Source organism: Pseudomonas kulmbachensis (assembly GCF_963681935.1).
In the GTDB taxonomy this organism is placed as follows: domain Bacteria; phylum Pseudomonadota; class Gammaproteobacteria; order Pseudomonadales; family Pseudomonadaceae; genus Aquipseudomonas; species Aquipseudomonas kulmbachensis.
On the sequence record NZ_OY817088.1, the window covers coordinates 4,543,264 to 4,564,365 of the forward strand.

Here is a 21,102-nt window from a genome sequence, read left to right on the forward strand (position 1 = left end):
CACAGTGCCTGTGTTTTTCGAATCGTTAATGGATCGACTTCAAATCCGGCGACCCAATTTCCCCCTGCATCGAGTCACTTCAATGGCAAACACTCGCAGTGACTGGGAGCAACGCTTTCAGTCTTTGACACTAGAAGGCCGAGCATTTATTGATGGCCAATACCGCTCGGCACTCAGCGGTGAAACCTTCGAATGCACAAGCCCGGTAGACGGTCGCTTTCTGGCGAACGTCGCCAGCACCGACGAAGCCGACGCCAATGCGGCGGTGATCATCGCCCGCCAGGCATTCGAGTCAGGCATCTGGGCCAGGCTCGCTCCGGCTGAGCGCAAGCGCATCCTGATTCGCTTTTCCGATTTGATTCTGGCAAACCAGGAAGAACTGGCGTTGCTGGAAACCCTGGACATGGGCAAGCCCATCAGCAACGCCATGACCATCGATATCCCGGCGACCGCCAACGCGATCCGCTGGAGCGCCGAAGCCATCGACAAGCTCTACGACGAAGTTGCGCCCACGCCACACGATCAACTGGGCCTCATCACTCGTGAGCCTGCAGGTGTTGTGGCGGCCATCGTGCCGTGGAATTTCCCGCTGATCATGGCCAGCTGGAAATTCGCCCCGGCTTTGGCGGCAGGCAACTCGTTCATCCTCAAACCTTCGGAAAAATCACCACTCACGGCGATCCGCATCGCTCAATTGGCGCTGGATGCCGGTATCCCGAAAGGTGTGTTCAACGTGCTGCCAGGGTTCGGTCATACCGTCGGCAAAGCACTTGCCCTGCACATGGACGTCGACGTTCTGGCCTTCACAGGCTCGACGGCAATTGCCAAGCAACTCCTGATCTACGCAGGTCAAAGCAACATGAAACGGGTGTGGCTCGAAGCTGGCGGCAAGAGCCCTAACGTGGTGTTTGCCGACGCGCCTGATTTGCGTGTGGCCGCGCAAGCAGCCGCCAGCGCCATTGCCTTTAACCAAGGCGAAGTCTGCACTGCTGGCTCGCGCCTGCTTGTGGAGCGCTCGATTCGCGAGCAATTCATCCCACTCCTGGTAGAAGCACTGCAGGCCTGGAAACCCGGGCATGCCCTGGACCCGGCGACCACCGTTGGCGCAGTGGTCGATCAGCGCCAGCTGGAGTCGGTCCTGCGTTACATCCAGATCGGCAAAGACGAAGGCGCACAGCTGATCACTGGCGGCAACCGCACCCTCGAAGACACCGGTGGCCTGTACGTTGAGCCGACCATTTTTGACGGCGTGACCAACGCCATGACCATCGCTCGGGAAGAGATCTTCGGCTCGGTGCTGTCGCTGATCACCTTCGATACCGAACAAGAAGCGCTGGCGATTGCCAATGACTGTATCTACGGCCTGGCCGCAGGCGTGTGGACCAGCAACCTGAGCAAGGCGCATACCTTTGCCCGCGGCTTGCGCGCTGGCAGCGTCTGGGTCAACCAGTACGACGGCGGCGACATGACTGCGCCGTTTGGCGGCTTCAAACAGTCGGGTAACGGTCGGGACAAATCGCTGCATGCGTTCGACAAATACACCGAGCTCAAAGCCACCTGGATCAAGCTCTAACACCTTTACGACGGCTGTCGCCAGCACGTGTCGACAGCCATCGGAGAAATTTATGAAACAAACCCATATAGACAGTTACTACGCCGCAACCCGCAACCACACCGGCGACTTCCCAACACTTGAAGAACTGGTGGAGTGCGATGTCTGCGTGATCGGCGCTGGCTACACAGGCCTGTCCTCAGCCCTGTTCCTCGCCGAAGCAGGCTACAGCGTAACCGTGCTCGAAGCCGCCAAAGTCGGCTTCGGGGCCAGCGGTCGCAACGGCGGTCAACTGGTCAACTCCTACAGCCGTGACGTTGACGTCATCGAAGCACGCTACGGCGACAAAACTGCCGAAGTCCTTGGCAGCATGATTTTCGAAGGCGCCGACATCATCCGTCAGCGCATCCAACACTACGATATCCAGTGTGATTACCGTCCGGGCGGCATCTTTGCGGCGCTGAACAAGAAGCAGCTCAAAGGCCTGACCGAGCAAAAAAACAGCTGGGAGCGTTACGGCAACAAGAACCTGAGAATGCTCGATGCGACAGACATCAAGCGTGAAGTGGGGTGCGACAACTACGTCGGCGGCCTGTTGGACATGCAGGGCGGACACATCCACCCGCTGAACCTGGCACTCGGCGAAGCCTCGGCAATCATCGGCCTGGGGGGCAAGATTTTCGAACAGTCGGCCGCCGTTGAAATCACTTACGGCGAGCCGATTACCGTGCGCACCGCCAAAGGTGTGGTTCGGGCCAAATACCTGTTGATCGCCGGTAATGCCTACCTGCCCCAGGGCCTGGACAATCGCGTGACCAGCAAAAGCATGCCCTGCGGCTCGCAAATTGTCGTGACAGAGCAACTACCTGAAAAAGTCGCCCGCAGCCTGATCACCAACAACTACTGCGTTGAAGACTGCAACTACCTGCTCGACTACTACCGCCTGACTGCCGATAACCGCCTGCTCTACGGTGGCGGCGTGGTTTACGGTGCCCGCGAGCCGGATGACATCGAGCAACTGATCAAACCAAAAATTCTCAAAACCTTCCCGCAACTGAAGGACGTGAAAATCGACTACCGCTGGACCGGCAACTTCCTGCTGACCATGTCGCGCATGCCGCAATTTGGCCGCATCGAGAAAAACGCCTATTACATGCAAGGCTACAGCGGACACGGAGTCACCTGCTCGCACCTGGCTGGCAAACTGATTTCGGAAATGATCCGCGGCGACGCCGAGCGTTTTAATGCGTTTGCGTCCTTGCCGCACATGCCCATGATCGGTGGCCGGACCTTCCAGGCACCACTTACCGCCATGGGCGCTGCGTACTACGCAATGCGCGACCGTTTCGGGATCTAGCTGTGTAACCCTTGTGGGAGTGAGCTTGCTCGCGATTGGAGCAGCGCGGTTTAACCCGCTGACCGCGGCGCCTGCATCGCGAGCAAGCTCGCTCCCACCGCTCTCCTTGACTGACCGGTATCAGGCAATCAGGGTTGGCCAGCGCTATTTACCGAACCTGCTGAGCAACACGAACAAACGTGATTTAATAGTCGCCTTACACGTTTCTGGGACAGGGGTACGGTGTGATTTGCAGCATCCGTCGACCGCCATCTCCCCCCATCACCCTTAAGTAGTTCTCACATAAGGCTGTCATGGACACGGGCTCACGACTCAAATTAGTACGCGAAAGCTACAAAATGTCCCAGCGCGAGCTGGCCCGGCGTAGCGGCGTCACCAATGCCACCATCTCCCTGATCGAACAGAATCGCGTCAGTCCTTCTGTCAGTTCCCTCAAGAAATTGCTTGAAGGCATTCCCATGTCTCTGGCTGATTTTTTTACCTTCGACCAGCCTCCCCGCGAACACCAGTACGTCTTCCGTGCGAATGAACAGCCGGACCTCGGACGTGATGGCTTGCGGTTGCTGTTGATTGGCGCTTCGGTGCCGGGCCGGCAAATGCGCTTATTGCGCGAGCAATACGCGCCGGGCGCCAGCTCCGGGGAAGAGCCGATTGTGCACGCCGAAGGCGAAGAATGCGGGCTGGTTGCCAGGGGCACGGTTGAACTCACCGTAGACGGGCAAATCAGCGTGTTGAATGCCGGGGACGGCTATTACTTCCCGACCACCCTGCCGCACCGGTTTCGCAATATCGGCGCGGATGAGGCAGAGATCATCAGCGCCAACACACCGGCCAACTTCTGATCCTGACTACCCCGTCTGCCAGGTAACTCGCGGTGTTGCCATCGCGAGTAAGTCCGCTCCCACAGACACACCAAGATTTGTGTTCAACACATGACCTGTGGGAGCTGGCTTGCCTGCGATGCAGGCGACGCGGTCGCTCATTTACACCCGCGACCTGCGCCCAAAAAACGGATGGCTCGGGTCGTTGTAGCCCGGTGTCGATGAGTGCCCGGTCACCACCAGATCATTGATAAACGCTTCGTCCTGCGCAGTGAACCTGTAGTTCAACGCCGGTACGTAGTCTTCCCATTGCTGTTCGGTACGGGGACCGGCAATGGCCGAGGTGATCAGGGCGTTGTTCAGCACCCAGGACAAGGCGAACTGGCCAGCGGTGATGCCTTGCCCCTCGGCGTATTCACGTATGCGCTGGGCCAGGTTCAGAGACTCGGGACGCCATTCGGTCTGTTGCAGGCGCGGGTCGTTACGGCCTGCACGGGTATCCTCGCCGGGTGCCTGATCGGGGTCGTATTTGCCCGTCAGTACGCCGCGCGCCAGCGGGCTGTAAGAGATCACGCCAATACCATAGTGCTCGGCAGCCGGCAGGTGCTCGACTTCGATCTGGCGGTTGGCCAGGTTGTACAGCGGCTGGCTCACGCTGGGCCGCTGGATGCCCAACAGGTCGGCGCTGCGGCTGAATTCGGCAAGCTTCCAGCCGCGATGGTTGGACAACCCGTAACCGCGAATCTTGCCTGCCCGGATCAGGTCATCAAGGGCTCGCAGGGTTTCATCTACCGGTGTGTCGTGGTCTTCGCGGTGCAGGTAAAACAGGTCGATATAGTCGGTGTTCAGGCGTCTGAGGCTGGCCTCGGCCGAGGCGATAACGTTCTGACGCGAAGCACCACTGTTGTTCGGCCCGCTACCACCCGGGTCGGGATTGACGAACTTGGTCGCCAGCACCCATTGCTGGCGGCGCTCGCCGATCAAGCGGCCGACCACCTCTTCCGAAGCACCGCCGTTGTAGCCGTTGGCGGTGTCGATGGAGTTGATGCCCTGCTCAAACGCGCGGTCGGTGATACGCCGGGCGACGTCGTCCGGGGTCTGCCCGCCGAACATCATGGTGCCCAGGGTGATGGGCGAAACCTTCACACCGTTGCGGCCCAGGTTGCGGTACTGAATGTCGCTCATGATGACTCCCTGCGTGGTGATCGTGAAATCGAATGGCGCAAACATTAGTCAGCGTGGCTAGGGCGGTCAACGCCCAACGAGGCATAACCATAGAGCGGTTTTGTCAGGATTCCTCTTATTCGCAAACGATCTTTAAACGTCGAAATTAATTATTTATGGATCTAAAAAACCATCGGTAATCTCATGACTTTTCGGACCGCATGAAAAGGAATCATCATGAGCCGTCGCCCCCATGGCCCTGACTATTCACCTGCACTCACTCACGTTGCAGGCTCGCGCCCATGAATATCCCTACCGGTTTTCTCGACAGCAGCGGCAGCATCCCTTTTAGCCTGCCCGAGCGCGACCACCAGGGCGACGACCCCATCGCCCAGCGTATCAGCCTGAACCTGCGGCGCCTGCGCGACAAGCGCCAGGTATCGCTGGAAGCACTGGCGCATGCCAGCGGCGTACGCCGCTCGATGATTGCGCAAATAGAGGCAGGCCGCAGCTTTCCCTCGGTCAAAGTGCTGTGCAAGGTGGCTGGCGCGCTCAAGGTCTCGATCGCCGAGTTTCTCGACCCCGGCACCATTGTCCGCCGCGCCCTGCCCCCCGAGCACGGTGAAACGAAGGTGGAGTTCCATGAGCTGCGCCTGAGCCCGCAGGCCAGGCAAAACGTGCCCGGCAAACCACACAGCGGGCAAAAAAACCTGGTGGTCGCTCAAGGCACTGTGGAGCTGACCATCAATGACGAACACTTCGTCCTGAACACTGGCGATTCAATTCTGTTCCACACCGAACAGCCCCCCACCTGCCACAACCCGAGAGACAGCGAAGCCGTCGCCTATCTGGTGACCAGCCCTGCGCAAGTGCAGGAATAGCCCGTTTTTGCCTACCCACTGCCAGGAGCGTTCGCCTTGTCACGTCACCTATCCCCTCTGGATTTCCCTGAAAGCCCTCTGTCCCGTGCCTTCGAACAACCGTTGTTTCTGGGCCTGTTCCTGCCGGTGCAGTCGGGTGGCTGGAGCCCTTCGGCTCTGCCGCGCAGCACCACCTGGACATTCGACTACAACCGCCAGCTGACCCTGCGCGCCGAAGCGCTGGGTTTCGATCTGGTGTTCGCCCTGGCCGAATGGTTGGGCAAGGGCGGCTACGGTGGCGATATTCGTTATCACGATGAGTCGCTGGATGCCTTTATCACCCAGGCAGCACTGGCGTCGGTGACCGAGCGAATCCTGCTGATCTCCACCCTGCACGTACTTTACGGCCCTTGGCATCCGCTGCATCTGGCCAAGTTCGGCGCCACCCTGGACCACATCAGCAAAGGCCGTTGGGGCCTGAACCTGGTGACCGGCCACCGGCATCGCGAGCACCGGCGTTTTGGGCAGGCACCCATCGAACATGATCAGCGTTATCGCCAGGCCGATGAGTTTATCCGCGTAGTGCAGGAGCTTTGGCACAGTCAGGACAACGTCGATTTCAGCGGCGATCATTACAACCTGGAAGAGGCCTACATCAGCGTCAAACCGAGCTTCGGCCGCCCGGTGCTGGTCAACGCCACCGGCTCACCCGCAGGCATCGATTTCGCTGCCCGCCACTCCGACATCGTGTTTACCACCAGCCCCGGCAGTGCCGAAATCGAGAACGCGCTGGACAAGCTGCCCGAGCATTTACAGCGGATAAAACATGCGGCCCGCGGCTATGGCCGTCAGGTGCGCACCCTGATCAACCCTCTGGTGATTTGCCGCGACAGCGATGCCGAAGCCTGGGAAGTCCACGCCGCGATTACCGCCGCAGGCGACCCTGGCGCGCTGGAAGGCCATGCCCGTGAAGCCAGCGATGCCCATGCCTGGCGCGGCCACCAACCGGCAGAGCGTTATGTCGGCGGCAATATCCAGCTGGTCGGCAGCCCCGAGACCGTGGTGCGCGACATCATTCGCCTGAAAGAAGCAGGCATCGATGGTCTGCAACTGAGTTTCTTCGATTTCGCCCCCGACCTTGAGCAGTTTGGAGAGCGAGTGTTGCCCCTTTTGCGCCAGGCCGGCTTGCGCCGCTAACCCACTCCCAGGATGACCGCCATGCCCTTTACCCGTCGTCAATTCATTGTTGGCTTGTCTGCCCTGTCCGCACTCGGCGCCAGCATTCCGTTCCTGCCCTCAGCCCTGGCCGACGCGACGGGCGAAGCCGTCAGCGGGCGACGGGTGTTCAATCTGTTGATCAATCCTGAACCACCGTCACTGAGCTCGTTCAACACCACCGCGGGCACCAGCGTCACGGCCAGCAGCAAGGTGCTGGAGGGTTTGCTCACCTATGACGAAAACCTCAACGCCCGCCCTGCACTGGCGACCGCCTGGGAGGCTGCACCCGATGGCTTGAGCTACCGTTTCACCCTGCGCGAAGGCGTCAAATGGCATGACGGCGAGCCCTTCACCTCGGCCGACGTGGCCTTTTCCCTGGACCTGATCAAACGCTTCCACCCTCGTGGCTCCAGCACCTTTGCCAACCTTGAACGGGTCGACACTCCCGACGATCACACCGCCATCGTCCACTTGAGCAAGCCTGCGCCCTATCTGATCCGAGGCTTTGCCGGCGGAGAAACGCCGATCCTGCCCAAGCATCTCTACGCCTCAGGCGATCCTCTGAGCAACCTGCACAACAACGCCCCGGTCGGCACCGGCCCCTTCCGTTTCAAGCGTTGGGAACGTGGCAGCTTTATCGAATACGAACGCAACCCGCAGTACTGGGACCCGACGGCAACTGTGGTAGATACCCTGATCCTCAAGGTCATCCCGGACGGCGCCGCACGCATGGCAGCCTTCGAAAACGGCACGCTGGATGCCGGCGGGCAAAGCCCGGTCCCCCTCAGCGAGCTGGACCGCCTGACCAAATCCGGCCGACTGAAGGCCACAACCCGGGGCTACCGCTACACCATTACCCCGACCATTCTTGAGTTCAACCTTGACCACCCGCTGCTGTCACGCCTCGACGTTCGCCAGGCGATTGCCCATGCACTGGACCGCGAAGTCATCCGCAAAGTGGTGTACTACGGCTACGCCGAAGCCAGCTACTCGCCTATCCCGAAAAGCTTCGCCAATTATGTCTACGAAGGCCCCAACCCGTACCCGTTCGACACCGAGGCCGCCAACGCACTGCTGGACAAGGCCGGGCTGACAAAAAAAGGCCCCTGGCGCTTCAGCCTGACCCTCGATCCGCTGCCCTACGGCGACAGCTACAGCCGCACCGCCACCTATGTGCGCAGCGCTCTGGCGCGTATTGGCATCGAAGTGAAGCTGCGCGCCCAGGACTTCCCCACCTACATCAAGCGCATCTATACCGACCGCGACTTTGATTTCGCCGTGGTCGGCATGGGCACCCTGTATGACCCTACCGTCGGTGTTCAACGCCTGTACTGGTCAAAGAACTTTCGCAAAGGCGTGCCCTTCTCCAACGGCACCCACTACAACAACCCTGAAGTCGACCGCCTGCTGGAAAGCGCTGCCGTGGAGACCGATGAACAAAAACGCGGCGATCTGTTCAAGGCGTTCCAAAAAATCGTTATCGAAGAGGTACCGTCCATCACCCTGGTGATGCAGCAGCAGGTCTCGGTGTACAACTCGCGGGTCAGCGGCTTCGAAGACGACGCCAACGGCCTGGACAGCAGCCTGGCCAATATCAGCCTGGCCGCCAGCGGTGGCGAGCATGCTTGAGCGACGCAGAATGTGGCGCCTGTCACGGCGCACCTTGTGGCAGGCCATCCCCACCGTGATCGGCATCCTGGTACTTAATTTTCTGCTGCTGCGGCTGATCCCCGGCGACGCGGTAGACGTGCTGGCCGGTGAATCCGGGGGCGCCAGCGCCGAGACGCTGATCCAGTGGCGCAGCCATTTCGGCCTGGACTTGAGCCTGATGGACCAACTGCAGCGCTACCTCGTCCAACTGGCCCATCTGGACCTGGGCCTGTCGCCGCGCTTCAACCTGCCGGTCAGCCAACTGGTGCTGGATCGACTGCCCAACACCCTGCTGCTGATGGTCGGCGCACTGGGGCTGGCACTGGCTATCGGGATTGCTGCCGGGACCGCAATGGCGACCTGGGTCGGGCGCTGGCCTGACCGCGTGTTGTCACTGGCGGTGTTGTTGCTCTACTCCACCCCGGGATTCTGGATCGGCCTCATGGCGGTGCTGCTGTTCTCGGTCAAACTGGGCTGGCTACCCAACAACGGTTTCCAGACCCTGGGCCTGAACCTCAATGGCCCGGCCTGGCTGCTCGACCGGCTGCAACACGCTGTGCTGCCCGTACTGGCCCTGGCCACGTTTTATATCGCCCTGTATGCCCGCCTGACCCGCGCCGCGATGCTTGAAGTGCAACGTCAGGACTACGTGCGCACCGCTCGCGCCAAGGGGCTCACGCCCTGGCGGGTGGTGTCGCGGCACGTGTTGCGCAACGCCCTGTTGCCCGTCTCGACCCTGGCCGGGCTGCATTTTGCCGCCCTGCTTGGCGGTGCTGCCGTCACCGAAACCCTGTTTGGCTGGCCCGGGCTGGGCCGCCTCACCCTGGAGGCGGTGATGTCCCGCGACTACAACCTGCTGCTGGGCATCCTGTTGTTGTCATCGATGCTGGTGGTGCTGATCAACATCGCCGTGGACCTGCTGCAAGCCTGGCTCGACCCCCGTATCCAGGCCGACTGATAAGGAGCTGCCACATGACTTCTGCCGTGCTGCAAACCGCTCCAACCGGATACAGCGAAAGCGTCTGGACGGCCCTGCTGCGTAACCCCTCGGCACTGATCGGCGCGACGATGCTGGCGCTGGTGCTCATCCTGGCGCTGTTGGCCGGCACGCTCTACCCCGGCGATCCGCTGGACATGGTGGCCATGCCGATGCTCTGGCCCGGCGACGATCCTGGCTACTTTCTGGGCAGCGATTCACTGGGCCGCGACGTGGCTGCCGGTATCGCCCACGGCGCCCGGGGCTCCTTATTGATTGCCTCCAGCGCCACCCTGATCAGCGTGTTGATCGGCGGGCTGGTCGGTGCCTTGGCCGGCTACCACGGCGGCAAGCTGGGGGATGTGCTGATGCGCATCTGCGAAGTGTTCCAGACCGTGCCGTCGTTTTTGCTGGTGATCGTCATCGTGGCCATCGGCAACCCGACACTGGGGATCATCGCGCTGGCGATCGGCATCTCCTCATGGCCAACAGTCGCACGGCTGGTGCGCGCCGAATTCCGTACTTTGCGCGAAGCCGACTTCGTCACCGCCGCCCGCAGCCTGGGCTTCAGCGATAGCGCCATCATCCTGCGCGAAATTCTGCCCAACGCCCTCGCGCCGCTGGTGGTCACCACCTCGATTCTGATCGCCCAGGCGATTCTGGTGGAGGCCGGACTGGCCTTTCTGGGCATGAGCGATCCGAACCAAGCCAGCTGGGGTGCCATGCTCGGCAGTGGTCGCGAACAGATCGCCAGCGGCTGGTACCTGACCGCCCTGCCGGGGCTGGCAATCATCTTCGTGGTGCTGGCCCTCAACCTTCTGGGCGACGGTCTTAACGACGCCCTCAACCCTCGCCTGCGACGGTATATCCCATGAGCCTTCTGGACGTACGCGGTTTGCGCGTGAGCTACGACAACGCCGATGCGGTAAAAGACCTGAGTTTCACGTTGCAGGCTGGCGAGACCCTGGCACTGGTGGGTGAATCCGGCTGCGGCAAATCCACCACGGCCCTGGCGCTGATGGGCCTGCTGCCGGACAACGCCCGGCTGGGCGGCCAGGTCTTATTTGAAGGCCAGGACCTGCTGAGCATCGCGCCCCGGCAGATGCGCCAGTTGCAAGGCAACGCGCTGGGGATGATTTTTCAGGACCCGCTGTCCAGCCTCAATCCGGTATTGACCCTGGGCGAACAGGTAGCCGAAAACCTGCTGGCGCACACCGACCTCACCCGTCGCCAGGCCTGGAAGCGCGCCGAAGAACTCTTTGCGCTGGTGCAACTGCCCCGCCCCGCGGCGCACCTGCGCGAGTACCCGCAACATTTGTCCGGCGGCCAGCGCCAGCGGGTTGTGATTGCCATGGCGATTGCTTGCCAGCCGCGCCTGTTGATCGCCGACGAGCCGACCACCGCGCTGGATGTGAGCGTACAAGCGCAGATCCTCGAATTGCTGGCGCGATTGCGCGGTGAACTGGGCATGGGCCTGCTGTTGATCACTCATGATCTGGGCGTGGTTGGCCAACACGCCGACCGGGTGATCGTGATGCATGACGGTCACGCGCTGGAAAGCCAACCGACCCGCGCCCTGATCGATCGCCCGCAACACCCCTACAGTCGCGGCCTGCTTCAGGCTTCGCTGGGAGCGGAACATGACCAGCACTACCTGAACAACCGCCTGGCCGAAATCAACATCGAGCGCCAGCCCGACCAGGCCACGCGCTACAGCGTCAACAGCAGCCACTACGGGCCGGGGCGCAAGCCACGGGCACCCGCGGGCAACCCGGCGCTGCTCAAGGTCAGCGACCTGACCACAGGCTACGGCGACAGCACTGTGCTCAACCGCATCAGCCTGGAAGTGGGCGAGCGCGAAAGCGTGGGGCTGGTCGGCGAATCGGGCTGCGGCAAGTCGACCCTCAGCCGCACCCTGCTGCGCTTGCTGCCTGCACGCAGCGGTACTGTCGAGTTCGACGGGCGCGACATCGCCAGCCTCGCCGGTGAGGAGCTGCTGGGCTGGCGACGTCAGGTGCAAATGATTTTCCAGGACCCCTATGCCGCGCTCAATCCGCGCCACAGCGTGGAGACCATTCTCGACCGCGTGCAGCGCCTGCACGGGCAGAACGACCCAGGGCAGCGCCAACAGGCACGCCTGGCAATGCTCGACTCCGTCGGCCTTGCGCGCAGCAGTCTGGCGCGTCTGCCCCACCAGTTCTCCGGTGGCCAGCGCCAGCGCATCGGCATTGCCCGGGCGCTGATCCTCAAGCCCCGGCTGGTGATCTGCGACGAGCCGGTGTCGGCACTGGATGTCTCGACCCAGGCCCAGATTCTCAACCTGCTGGTGGAACTGCGCGAAGAGCTGGGCCTGTCCTACCTGTTTATCTCCCACGACCTGTCGGTGGTGCGCTATTTCGCCGACCGGATCCTGGTGATGGAACAAGGGCAGATTGTCGAGCAAGCCACCCCGCACACCCTCTGGCACTCACCCCAGCACCCTTACACCCGTCGCCTGTTGGCGGCGATACCGGGCGCTGCGGCGCCGAGCCCCACACCCCTGCCTGTATCCGGCCTGCGCTTTGCCGTTGGCTGGTAATTCCAAGGAGCATCACATGTCGCAAATAGACTCAGCCTGGGGCGCCGTCCCGTCGGCCGGATACGAAGACCTGGCGCAACGTTTTCGCCCCCTGTTCGCCCGGATTCGCGAGGGTGCAGTGGATCGCGAACTGGAGCGGCGCTTGCCGATCCAGGAACTGCAATGGCTCAAGGAAGCAGGTTTCACCACGGTTCGCGTACCCAAGGCATACGGCGGCGCGGGCGCCAGCCTGCCCGAGCTGTTCAACCTGCTGATCGAGCTGGCCGAGGCCGATTCGAATCTGGTGCAGTCATTGCGCGGGCACTTTGGTTTTTGCGAAAACCTGCTCAACAGCCGCGACCGTGAGTATCAGGGCATTTGGCTGGAGCGACTGGGCCGTGGCGAGACCGTCAGCCCGGCGTCCGGCGAAGTGGGCAACGCCAAACAGCTTGAATTCGGCACCCGCCTGAGCCTGCACGGCGGCCATTGGCAACTGAGCGGCAGCAAGTTCTACACCACGGGGGCGCTGTATGCCGACTGGGTCGATGTCAGCGCCAACAACCCTGATGAACAGCGGGTCTCGGTGACTGTACGCACCAGCGACCCCGGGGTTGAAATCATTGATGACTGGAACGGTTTCGGCCAGACCCTGACCGCCAGCGGCACGACCCATTTTCGCGAAGTGCCGGTCGATCCGATCAACGTCATCCTGGCTGAAAACCGCTTTCGCTATTCACCGGCTTTTTACCAGACCGTGCACACCGCGACCCTGGCCGGACTTGGCCGAGCGCTGGCCGCAGAGACGGCCGGGCACGTGGCCAAGCGCACCCGCAGCTTCAGCAGCGGCAATGCCCCGCGCGTGGCTCAGGATCCACAAGTGCTGCAAGTCGTGGGCAACCTGCGCAGCGCGGCCTACACCGCGGGAGCCATCACGGCACTGAACGCACAGGCCCTGCAACGCGCCCATGAAGCGAGTTTGAGCGACGACGAACAGGCCCTGGCCCTGGCCCTGGCCCTGGCGGTGAACATCGCGGAGCTGGAAGTGGCGCAATCACAAACCATCGTTTCGGACCTGATCATCAAGGCCAGTGGCGACTTGTTCGATGCGCTGAGTGCGTCGGCCACCCTCAAGCCATTGGGGCTGGACCGTTTCTGGCGTAATGCGCGGACGTTGTCGTCCCACAATCCGCGTATCTACAAGAGCCGCATCGTGGGTGACTTCGCGGTCAACGGCACACCGCCGCCTGCGCAATGGCGCATTGGCGTGGTGTAGACCCCGCACACCTGTAGACACTCTGTTGCCAGTCAACCCTCCCTGTGGGAGCGAGCCTGCTCGCGAAGTTCGTTCGCGAGCAGGCTCGCTCCCACAGTTGAAGTTTCCTTCAGACCTTGTAGCCGCCAAGGCTCAATGACACACCAGCCCATCCCCAATCTTCAGGCTGTCCACCAACAAGGCATTACTGCGCAAATCCCAGGCGCGGGTCTGGCCGCCACGGGCCTGCCAGTCATGCAACGCCGCATTGATCAGCGCCCGGCTCTGTTTGTCGGTGCGGCTCAGGTAAACCCGTACATCACTGCTCGCCTTTAATGTCTGCGGCAACAACGTGTAGAAACGCCAATCCGGCGCCTGTGCAAGCGCCTGCAAGCTGTTGCGTTCTTCAGCCAACAGGTTGCACTCGCCCGCCATAAACGCCACCGCGGCACGAATCGACGACACATAGGTTCGCAACTCGGCGCCCTGTTGCGTCAAGGTTTGCGCCCAAGGACTGCCAACGGCAATGCACACGCTTTGCCCCTGTATCGGGCGCCGAGGTGCATTACGCAAGCCAATCAACGCCCCCTCCCGGTACTGCACCGGCAACTTGCGCAAACTCGCCACCCGATCAGCCGTCACAGGCAGCTTCAAGCTCCCGGCTATCACCAGATCGACGCTGCCATCGTTCAAGTTGGTCATATCGGGCAACGCCTGCAGTTGCACCTTCAAGCCAAGGTAAGACCCCAGGGCTTCGGCCAACTGACTGTCCAGTTCATCCGGCTCGGCAACCAGCGCTTCCTGTCCCAGGGTCGGGCGCGGATAACTGCGTACACCCACGCGCAACACCTGGCGCTGTTCGGCTGCCTGCAACAGCGGCCCCCGGGGCATATCGCCCGGTGCCGCAGGCCAGTGCCAGGCGACCAGCGCCGCTGCGCCAATCACCGCTGACGCCAGCCACCTAACCACCGTGGCGCAAGCCCCGGCGCCAATAGGTAAAACGTCGCTCCAACAAGGCCAGCAAAAAGTTCAGCAGCAAACCCACCACCGCCAACAGCAGAATGCCTGCGTACATGCTGGGGATCTGGAACACCTCCTGGGAATTGAGCGTCAGAAAACCCAACCCGGAATGAGCACCGATCATCTCGGCGGCCACCAGTGCGGTGATGCAATACGCACCCGCCAGACGAATCCCGGTAAAGATCGAAGGCGACGCCGCTGGCAGTACGATTTTGGTAAACAAAAACCAGCGGTTCGCCCCCATCGACAGCGCCGAGTTGATCAGCAACCCATCGACCTGCTTCACCCCGCTGATGGTACTCAACAGAATCGGCCAGAACGACGCCCAGAAAATGATCGCGATCTTGGACAATTCACCAATGCCCAAAAACAGAATAAACACCGGGAACAATGCCAGCGCCGAGGTCTGGCGAAAGAACTGCAACAACGGATCAAGCACGCTTTCGACCCGTGCAAACCAGCCCATCATCAACCCCAGGCTGACACCCGAGGCGATGGCCAGCAGCAACCCGGCAAAAGAACGAAACAGGCTGGCCTGCACGTGCTTGAGCAAGTCACCGCTGCTGGCCAGGTCCAGCACCGCACCCAACACCGCCGACGGCGGGCTCAGGTAGCCGGGGTTGACGATCCCCAATTGCGGCAACGCCTCCCAAAGGGCCAGGAACGCCACAATGCCCACGGTGCTGTCGAACACCCGGCGTGAAGTCAATTTAAAGCCCATGGTCATACTCCAATCCGATAACCACCCAGAGTCGCAATGCTCTGCCAGTTCTGATGCGTCGCCGCTGCTGCTGGCTCACGGGTTATGTCGTTCACTTCATCGCGCAGGGCCTCCCAGGCGCGCTGGCGATAGTGAACAAAGGCTTGGGTATTGCGCAGTTCAGGAAGGCGGGGGCGGGCCAGGTCGATATCGAAAATCTCTTTGATCCGCCCCGGACGCTGAGTCATCACCGCCACCCGATCCGACAGGAAGATCGCTTCGTCCAGGCTGTGGGTGATGAACACGATGGTTTTTTTATGGGTGTCCCAGATGCGCAGTAACTCGCTCTGCAAGGTCTCGCGAGTTTGCGCGTCCAGGGCCGCGAAGGGCTCGTCCATCAACAGCACGTCCGGGTCGTAGGCCAGCGAACGGGCAATGGCCACGCGCTGGCGCATGCCGCCGGACAACTCGTGGGGGTAGCGCGAGGCAAAGCCGTTGAGTCCCACCAGCTCTAGGTATTCGCGGGCGGTTTCCAGTCGCTGTGCCTTGCCCACGCCGCGGATCTCCAGGCCCACGGCGATGTTGTCGAGCACCGTGCGCCAGGGCAAGAGTGCATACCCCTGAAACACCACCCCCTGATTGCGGTTGATGCCTTGCAGGGGTTTGCCGTCCACCAGCAGGTCACCGCCGGTCTTGTGCGCAAGCCCGGCGAGGATGTTCATAAAGGTCGACTTGCCGCAGCCCGACGGCCCGAGAATGGAGAGAAACTCGCCCTCGTGTACCTGCAGGTCGAACCCCTCCAGCACGGGCACCCGCTCCTCACGCCCGGATTCATCGCGGGCCTGGAATTCCATGCTCAGGTCTCGGGCGACGATCTTGTGGGCCGTCATCAGGCGTGCCCCTGGGCGAACGGATTAAATTCGTTGGTGTAGACATCCTTGACCGCAATCGAGCCTTTTTTGATCTTGCCTTCGTTCTCCAAAATATCGATGTAGTACTGAATCGGCGGTTCGGTGACGACCAGGTCGTCGACATAGGCAAAGCGCTCCACCAGTTCAAGCTTCATGCCGATACGCTCGGAGGTGATCTTGCGCGCATCATCGGGGTTGGCATTGACCCAGTTCGCCGCCCGGGCGATGGCGTTGACCACGTCGCGGGTCGCCTCCGGGTGCTCGCGACTGAACTTGCCATACACGCTGTACGGCGCCATGCCACCCAGCCCGCCGTCCAGGTCGAAATCGCTCCACAACTTGCGCAGCGCCGGGTTGTTCTCGGCACCACCGGACGATGGCGGGTGGATGATGGCAACGTCGATATTGCCGGTGGCCAGGGTTTGTTCGCCCTGATTGTCCGGCACCACGACCCAGTTGATCTTGTCGACATTGACGCCCTGCTCGCGCAGGTACTTCTTGGTGACGAACTCGGCGCACGCACCGAAGCTGTTGAAGCCGACGGTTTTACCTTCAAGGTCCTTGGGTTTGACGATGCCCGAATTGTCGCGCACGAAGTATTTCATGTGCGGGGCTTCCTGCAGCGTCCTGCCACCGGCGGCGACCACCTTGAGATCCAGGCCACTGGCGATGGCTGAAATCACCAGGGGCACCATGCGCGCACCGAAGTCGATTTCGCCGGTGCCGGTCAACGGAATGATCTGCGGTGCGGCGATGCGCCCGATGTACTTGGGCCGTGCGCGGGTGCCCTCGAAATAGCCGAGGGAGTCGGCGACGTAGACCAGATCGAATGACGGGTTGTCCGGGTACTTGAAGTCCACGACTTGATCGGCGCGGCTCTTGATCACGGCGGCGCTTTTACCGGCGCCAGCGTCCTTTTTTTCGCAACCGGGCAGCAGAATGCCGGCAGCGCCAACTGCGCTCAGTACGGCGCAACTTCTAAGAAAAGCTCTTCTGTTATTGATCGGGTTCATGCCCGCTCCTTATGGTCTTGTAGTAGCCCCGTAGCAGCTGACGAGCTCCGCGAGGCTGCGTTCGGCTGCGAAGCAGTCGCAAATCCATGCACCACTGTTAATCAGATACACCGCGATCAGAGGGTTTACGAGGGCTGCGCCCTCGAACGCAGCCTCGCGGAGCTCGTCAGCTGCTACAGGTAATCAGTTAATGCTCAAGCTGTTTTAAGGGCGTAGCGCGACTCCGGGCGCGTCAGGCCGTAGTGCTCGCGCAAGGTGCTGCCCGCGTACTCGGTGCGGAACAAACCGCGCTTGCGCAAAATCGGCAGCACTTCATCCAGGAATACTTCAAAGCCATCGGGAAATGCCGGAGGCATCACGTTGAAACCATCGGCCGCGCCGCTGCGGAACCACTGCTCGATCAAATCCGCAATCTGCACCGGGGTACCCACCGGCACCCAGTGCCCACGCGCTCCGGCCAAGCGGTTGATCAACTGGCGCAAGGTGGCGTTTTCACGGTCGACGATATCGATGATCAATTTGAAACGGCTGGACTGGCTTTCAGTACCGCTAAAGTCGATCAGGTGGCGCGGGAATGGCGCATCCAGGTCATGTCCAGTCAGGTCCACGCCCAACATGCGCCGCAGTTGGCCCAGGGAAACATGGGGCAGCACCAGTTCGTTGAGCTCGTCGAATTTACGCTGAGCCTCGGCTTCGGTACTCGCGATATACGGACTGATGCCCGGAAGGATTTTCAACTGGCGCGGGTCGCGGCCCACGGCCTTGGCCCGGGCCCGAATGTTATTGGCAAATTCGGTGGCGCTTTGCAGGGTCTGGTGCGCAGTAAAAATCGCTTCGGCATGCCTGGCGGCGAAATCACGGCCATCCTCGGAAGAACCGGCCTGCACCTGCACCGGCCGCCCCTGGGGCGAACGCGGCGAGTTCAGCGGTCCCTTGACCTTGTAGTAGGCGCCAACATGGTTGATCGCATGCACCTTGCCACTGTCGGCAAACACTCCGGCGTTCTTGTCCAGCACCAGTGCATCATCTTCCCAGCTGTCCCATAAATCCCCGACCACTTGCACGAACTCTTCGGCCTGGGCGTAACGATCATGGGCCGAAGGGTGTGCGTCGAGGCCAAAATTGGCAGCGGCAGCGGCCATTGAAGTAGTGACGATATTCCAACCGGCGCGACCTTTACTCAAGTGGTCGAGCGCGCTGAATGAGCGGGCCAGGTTGTAGGGTTCGCTGTAGGTGGTACTGGCCGTAGCGATCAGGCCAATGCGCTGGGTAACTGCAGCAATGGCCGCCAGCCAGGTCACCGGTTCAAAGCGGATCCGCAGGCCTTCACGGCCGCTTTCGGCCAGTGACGGTGAGTCGGCAAAGAAGATCGCATCGAGCTTTTCCCGTTCAGCGCGCAATGCAAGCTGCTGGTAATAACCGATGTCCATCGACGATTCCGGCACCGACTGCGGGTGGCGCCAGGCAGCTTCGTGATGACCATTGGGGTAGATAAACAGATTGAGGCTGAGCTGACGTTCGGACATTTTCCGTTCTCTGAATTTTAGGTAGCAAGGGTTCAGTGCAATTCGGCGAAGTCGCTCAGCACATCGTCGCGCAGGGCGATAAAGCGGCTGTCACTACGGTTGCGCGGGCGCGGCAAATCAATATCGAGGATGCGGCGGATACGCCCTGGATTGGGCTGCATAACGACCACGCGGTCGCCCAGAAATACCGCTTCATCCACATCGTGGGTGACCAGGATCATGGTGATTTTTTCCTTGGCCCAGATGTTTTGCAGCTCGCCTTGCAGGCGGGCACGGGTCAAGGCATCGAGGGCCCCCAGCGGCTCGTCCAGCAACAGCACGCTGGGGCGATTGACCAGGCCGCGAGCGATAGCCACCCGCTGGGCCATGCCGCCGGAGATCTGGTGCGGGTAGGCATCGATAAAGTCTTGCAGGCCCACCAGTTCAATGTGCTCGCGCACGGTGTCGCGCTTTTCCTTTGCGCTCAGCGGCGAATTCTTGAGGGCAACTGCAACGTTCTGCTCAACATTGAGCCAAGGGAACAAACGGTGATCCTGAAACACGATGCCGCGCTCAAGACCGGTGCCGTCGATGGGCTTGCCGTCGAGCAGGATGCGCCCGTCGTATTCCTCGTCCAGTCCCAGGATCAACCGCAACAAGGTGGATTTGCCGCAACCGCTGGCGCCGACGATGCTGATGAATTCGCCGGGGGCGATGTTGAGCTGAATATTGTCCAGGACCTGCAATTGGCTGGTGCTGCCCGGTCGGGAAGCAAAGCGCTTGCTGATGTTTTCCAGGGTCAGGCTGTTATTGAGCATGCTGCAATCCTTCTGAAAGTGCCGATCAACGCGGGTCAATGCCGTACAGGCGCTGCATCCGTCGCTCAAAAATCCGGGCCAGGGCATTGAGGCTCCAGCCCACCAGGCCGATGACCACCATGCCGAACAGCACCAGGTCCATCATGAAATGCTCACTGCCATCGATCAGCGTGTTGCCAATGCCCTCCCCCGATACCAGCAGGTATTCGGCACCGATAGTTGCCAGCCACGAGTACACCAGCGCCAGATACAGCCCGGTGAAAATCGACGGCAAGGCGGCGGGCAGCATGACCCCGACGATGGTTTGCCAGCGGCTGAAGCGGTATACCCGCGCCACTTCCAGCAGATTGGGCGGGACGTTGCGCAGCCCGTCGCAGGTGTTGACCACCACCGGCACCAATGCCGCCAGCGACAGAAACACCACCTTGGCCACATCCCCCAGGCCGAACCACACCGAGATCAGCGGGATCCAGGCGAACAGCGAAATCTGCTTGAACGTATTGAAACTTGGGCCCACCAGACGCTCGAAGTAGTGCGACAGGCCAAGCAGGCAGCCCAGCACCAGCCCAAGCGTGGTGCCGATAAAAAAGCCACTGAGGTTGCGCGCCAGACTGGCGCTGATGGCCCGCCAGAATTTGCCTGATGCAATCTGGTCCCAGGCCGTGGCTGCGACTTTTTCCGGTGAAACCAGCAGACCGGACTGGCTCCAGCCCATGTGCGAGGCCAGCCACCACAGGGCGACGGCGCCAATCGGCAACACCCAACCGCGATAGCGACGGCTGCTGCCTCCATGACTGATTGCCAGAGCGCTACTCATGACAGGCGCCCCGCTGCGGGTGTGCGACCACGATTGAGACGCCGCTCGGCGTAATCGAAACCGCGATCGATCAACAGGCCGATCCCGCCGACCACCACCACGGCAGCCATCACCAGATCCAGCTGGAACAGTTGACGACCATAAACAATCAGGTAACCCAGCCCTTCGCTCGACGCCACCAACTCAACCACCACCAGCGATAGCCAGGCCTTGGTGAAGCCCAGACGCAGGCCGGTAAACAGGGTTGGAACAGCCGCAGGCAAGACGATAAAAATCACGCTCTGCCAACGACTGAAACCGTATGCCCGCCCGGCTTCCAGCAAGCCCTTGGGCGCTTGATGGAAAGCCTGCAAGGTACACAGCGTGATCGGCACCAGGGCCGCCTTGGCAATCAGCACATACTTGAGCGGCTCACCGATGCCGAACAGCAACAAGGCAAACGGCAGCCAGGCCAGTACCGGAATTTGCACAATGGCGTTGAAGGTGGGCAGCAGATAATCCTCGATGGTTTTCGACAGCCCCATGGCCAGCCCCAACACCACACCAATGGAGGCCCCGAGGGCAAAACCGACCACCACCCGCTGCAGGCTGGCGGCGGCATTTATCCACAGGTCGCCGGAGGCAAAGAGGTCCGAAAGGGTTTCGTAAACATAGGCGGGTGGCGGTAAGACCTGCTCTGACAGCCAGCCCTGCTCCACCCCCAGATACCACAGGCCCAGCACGGCCAGCGGCAACAGCCAAGGCAAGGCTCTGTCACCCAACTGCGAAGACCAGGCCCAAGTGCGCGGCACCTCGACCTTGCGTACCGGGCGCGTCGGTGCTGGCGGCAAGCGCTGGACGTTGCCCTTCGGTAGCGCCGGTACGTACTGCTCTGGTGCAACTGTCTGTGCCTTGGCCATATGCGTGATTCC

General features: G+C 61.4%; 19 protein-coding genes. 10 read left to right on the forward strand and 9 right to left on the reverse strand.

The window, feature by feature from the left end:
* The first annotated feature begins 82 nt into the window (after positions 1–82).
* The 3 genes from U5A05_RS20980 to U5A05_RS20990 all read left to right on the forward strand — a co-directional run bounded on the left by U5A05_RS20980 (position 83) and on the right by U5A05_RS20990 (position 3,751).
* Entirely contained in the window at positions 83–1,573 is a 1,491-nt protein-coding gene (locus U5A05_RS20980) for an aldehyde dehydrogenase (RefSeq protein ID WP_321834612.1), read from the forward strand.
* Between the two features lie 52 nt (positions 1,574–1,625).
* A complete protein-coding gene (locus tag U5A05_RS20985; RefSeq protein WP_261739774.1) occupies positions 1,626–2,909 on the forward strand; it encodes an NAD(P)/FAD-dependent oxidoreductase in 1,284 nt (427 codons plus the stop codon).
* A 293-nt stretch (positions 2,910–3,202) separates the two neighbouring features.
* Complete coding sequence (locus U5A05_RS20990) at positions 3,203–3,751, forward strand: cupin domain-containing protein (protein ID WP_261739775.1); 549 nt, start codon at positions 3,203–3,205, stop codon at positions 3,749–3,751.
* 141 nt (positions 3,752–3,892) lie between these two features.
* On the opposite strand, the gene U5A05_RS20995 is transcribed toward U5A05_RS20990, so the two are convergent.
* Positions 3,893–4,915 carry an aldo/keto reductase gene (locus U5A05_RS20995; RefSeq protein WP_321834615.1) on the reverse strand — a complete coding sequence of 341 codons (1,023 nt, stop codon included), beginning with the start codon at positions 4,913–4,915 and terminating at the stop codon, positions 3,893–3,895.
* Positions 4,916–5,196: 281 nt separating this feature from the next.
* On the opposite strand from U5A05_RS20995, the gene U5A05_RS21000 reads away from it, so the two are divergent.
* Genes U5A05_RS21000 through U5A05_RS21030 form a run of 7 tightly spaced genes read left to right on the forward strand, consistent with a single transcriptional unit; the run spans position 5,197 to position 13,428 of the window.
* Positions 5,197–5,775, forward strand: coding sequence for a helix-turn-helix domain-containing protein (locus U5A05_RS21000; protein ID WP_261739777.1), 579 nt, complete (start codon positions 5,197–5,199; stop codon positions 5,773–5,775).
* A gap of 36 nt (positions 5,776–5,811) precedes the next feature.
* Positions 5,812–6,951 (forward strand): LLM class flavin-dependent oxidoreductase, encoded by a 1,140-nt coding sequence (locus U5A05_RS21005; RefSeq protein ID WP_261739778.1) that lies wholly within the window; start codon positions 5,812–5,814, stop codon positions 6,949–6,951.
* A 21-nt stretch (positions 6,952–6,972) separates the two neighbouring features.
* Positions 6,973–8,601, forward strand: a complete 1,629-nt coding sequence (locus U5A05_RS21010) for an ABC transporter substrate-binding protein (protein WP_321834617.1) — start codon at positions 6,973–6,975, stop codon at positions 8,599–8,601.
* Positions 8,594–9,580: an ABC transporter permease gene (locus U5A05_RS21015; RefSeq protein ID WP_321834619.1), complete on the forward strand. Its 987-nt coding sequence runs from the start codon at positions 8,594–8,596 to the stop codon at positions 9,578–9,580. The genes U5A05_RS21010 and U5A05_RS21015 overlap by 8 nt, the downstream gene beginning before the upstream one ends.
* 14 nt (positions 9,581–9,594) lie before the next feature.
* Positions 9,595–10,473 (forward strand): ABC transporter permease, encoded by an 879-nt coding sequence (locus tag U5A05_RS21020; protein WP_321834620.1) that lies wholly within the window; start codon positions 9,595–9,597, stop codon positions 10,471–10,473.
* Positions 10,470–12,176 (forward strand): ABC transporter ATP-binding protein, encoded by a 1,707-nt coding sequence (locus U5A05_RS21025; protein WP_321834621.1) that lies wholly within the window; start codon positions 10,470–10,472, stop codon positions 12,174–12,176. Before U5A05_RS21020 ends, U5A05_RS21025 begins: the two co-directional genes overlap by 4 nt.
* A 16-nt stretch (positions 12,177–12,192) precedes the next feature.
* Positions 12,193–13,428 carry an acyl-CoA dehydrogenase family protein gene (locus U5A05_RS21030; RefSeq protein ID WP_321834623.1) on the forward strand — a complete coding sequence of 412 codons (1,236 nt, stop codon included), beginning with the start codon at positions 12,193–12,195 and terminating at the stop codon, positions 13,426–13,428.
* A gap of 132 nt (positions 13,429–13,560) precedes the next feature.
* Here U5A05_RS21030 and U5A05_RS21035 read toward each other — a convergent pair whose 3' ends face one another.
* The 8 genes from U5A05_RS21035 to U5A05_RS21070 form a co-directional block, all read right to left on the reverse strand.
* On the reverse strand, positions 13,561–14,352 hold the full coding sequence (locus U5A05_RS21035) for a type 2 periplasmic-binding domain-containing protein (RefSeq protein WP_321834625.1): 792 nt from the start codon (positions 14,350–14,352) through the stop codon (positions 13,561–13,563).
* A 16-nt stretch (positions 14,353–14,368) separates the two neighbouring features.
* Positions 14,369–15,148 (reverse strand): ABC transporter permease, encoded by a 780-nt coding sequence (locus tag U5A05_RS21040; protein WP_048352525.1) that lies wholly within the window; start codon positions 15,146–15,148, stop codon positions 14,369–14,371.
* A gap of 2 nt (positions 15,149–15,150) precedes the next feature.
* Complete coding sequence (locus tag U5A05_RS21045) at positions 15,151–16,017, reverse strand: ABC transporter ATP-binding protein (protein WP_321834629.1); 867 nt, start codon at positions 16,015–16,017, stop codon at positions 15,151–15,153.
* Complete coding sequence (locus tag U5A05_RS21050; protein WP_321834631.1) at positions 16,017–17,051, reverse strand: ABC transporter substrate-binding protein; 1,035 nt, start codon at positions 17,049–17,051, stop codon at positions 16,017–16,019. Before U5A05_RS21050 ends, U5A05_RS21045 begins: the two co-directional genes overlap by 1 nt.
* Before the next feature lie 194 nt (positions 17,052–17,245).
* Positions 17,246–18,577, reverse strand: coding sequence for an LLM class flavin-dependent oxidoreductase (locus U5A05_RS21055; protein ID WP_321834633.1), 1,332 nt, complete (start codon positions 18,575–18,577; stop codon positions 17,246–17,248).
* 32 nt (positions 18,578–18,609) lie between these two features.
* Positions 18,610–19,374: an ABC transporter ATP-binding protein gene (locus U5A05_RS21060; protein WP_261739787.1), complete on the reverse strand. Its 765-nt coding sequence runs from the start codon at positions 19,372–19,374 to the stop codon at positions 18,610–18,612.
* A gap of 25 nt (positions 19,375–19,399) precedes the next feature.
* Positions 19,400–20,191, reverse strand: coding sequence for an ABC transporter permease (locus U5A05_RS21065; protein ID WP_321834636.1), 792 nt, complete (start codon positions 20,189–20,191; stop codon positions 19,400–19,402).
* Complete coding sequence (locus U5A05_RS21070; RefSeq protein ID WP_321834637.1) at positions 20,188–21,090, reverse strand: ABC transporter permease; 903 nt, start codon at positions 21,088–21,090, stop codon at positions 20,188–20,190. Before U5A05_RS21070 ends, U5A05_RS21065 begins: the two co-directional genes overlap by 4 nt.
* Positions 21,091–21,102: the final 12 nt, after the last annotated feature.

Bases quoted from the DNA above. Each gene is read 5' to 3' on its own strand.
- U5A05_RS21040 (WP_048352525.1), bottom strand. From the start codon at position 15,148: ATGGGCTTTAAATTGACTTCACGCCGGGTGTTCGACAGCACCGTGGGC.
- U5A05_RS21055 (WP_321834633.1), bottom strand. From the start codon at position 18,577: ATGTCCGAACGTCAGCTCAGCCTCAATCTGTTTATCTACCCCAATGGT.
- U5A05_RS20980 (WP_321834612.1), top strand. From the start codon at position 83: ATGGCAAACACTCGCAGTGACTGGGAGCAACGCTTTCAGTCTTTGACA.
- U5A05_RS20985 (WP_261739774.1), top strand. From the start codon at position 1,626: ATGAAACAAACCCATATAGACAGTTACTACGCCGCAACCCGCAACCAC.
- U5A05_RS21045 (WP_321834629.1), bottom strand. From the start codon at position 16,017: ATGACGGCCCACAAGATCGTCGCCCGAGACCTGAGCATGGAATTCCAG.
- U5A05_RS21050 (WP_321834631.1), bottom strand. From the start codon at position 17,051: ATGAACCCGATCAATAACAGAAGAGCTTTTCTTAGAAGTTGCGCCGTA.
- U5A05_RS21025 (WP_321834621.1), top strand. From the start codon at position 10,470: ATGAGCCTTCTGGACGTACGCGGTTTGCGCGTGAGCTACGACAACGCC.
- U5A05_RS20990 (WP_261739775.1), top strand. From the start codon at position 3,203: ATGGACACGGGCTCACGACTCAAATTAGTACGCGAAAGCTACAAAATG.
- U5A05_RS21070 (WP_321834637.1), bottom strand. From the start codon at position 21,090: ATGGCCAAGGCACAGACAGTTGCACCAGAGCAGTACGTACCGGCGCTA.
- U5A05_RS21000 (WP_261739777.1), top strand. From the start codon at position 5,197: ATGAATATCCCTACCGGTTTTCTCGACAGCAGCGGCAGCATCCCTTTT.
- U5A05_RS21020 (WP_321834620.1), top strand. From the start codon at position 9,595: ATGACTTCTGCCGTGCTGCAAACCGCTCCAACCGGATACAGCGAAAGC.
- U5A05_RS21030 (WP_321834623.1), top strand. From the start codon at position 12,193: ATGTCGCAAATAGACTCAGCCTGGGGCGCCGTCCCGTCGGCCGGATAC.
- U5A05_RS21065 (WP_321834636.1), bottom strand. From the start codon at position 20,191: ATGAGTAGCGCTCTGGCAATCAGTCATGGAGGCAGCAGCCGTCGCTAT.
- U5A05_RS21010 (WP_321834617.1), top strand. From the start codon at position 6,973: ATGCCCTTTACCCGTCGTCAATTCATTGTTGGCTTGTCTGCCCTGTCC.
- U5A05_RS21015 (WP_321834619.1), top strand. From the start codon at position 8,594: ATGCTTGAGCGACGCAGAATGTGGCGCCTGTCACGGCGCACCTTGTGG.
- U5A05_RS21060 (WP_261739787.1), bottom strand. From the start codon at position 19,374: ATGCTCAATAACAGCCTGACCCTGGAAAACATCAGCAAGCGCTTTGCT.
- U5A05_RS20995 (WP_321834615.1), bottom strand. From the start codon at position 4,915: ATGAGCGACATTCAGTACCGCAACCTGGGCCGCAACGGTGTGAAGGTT.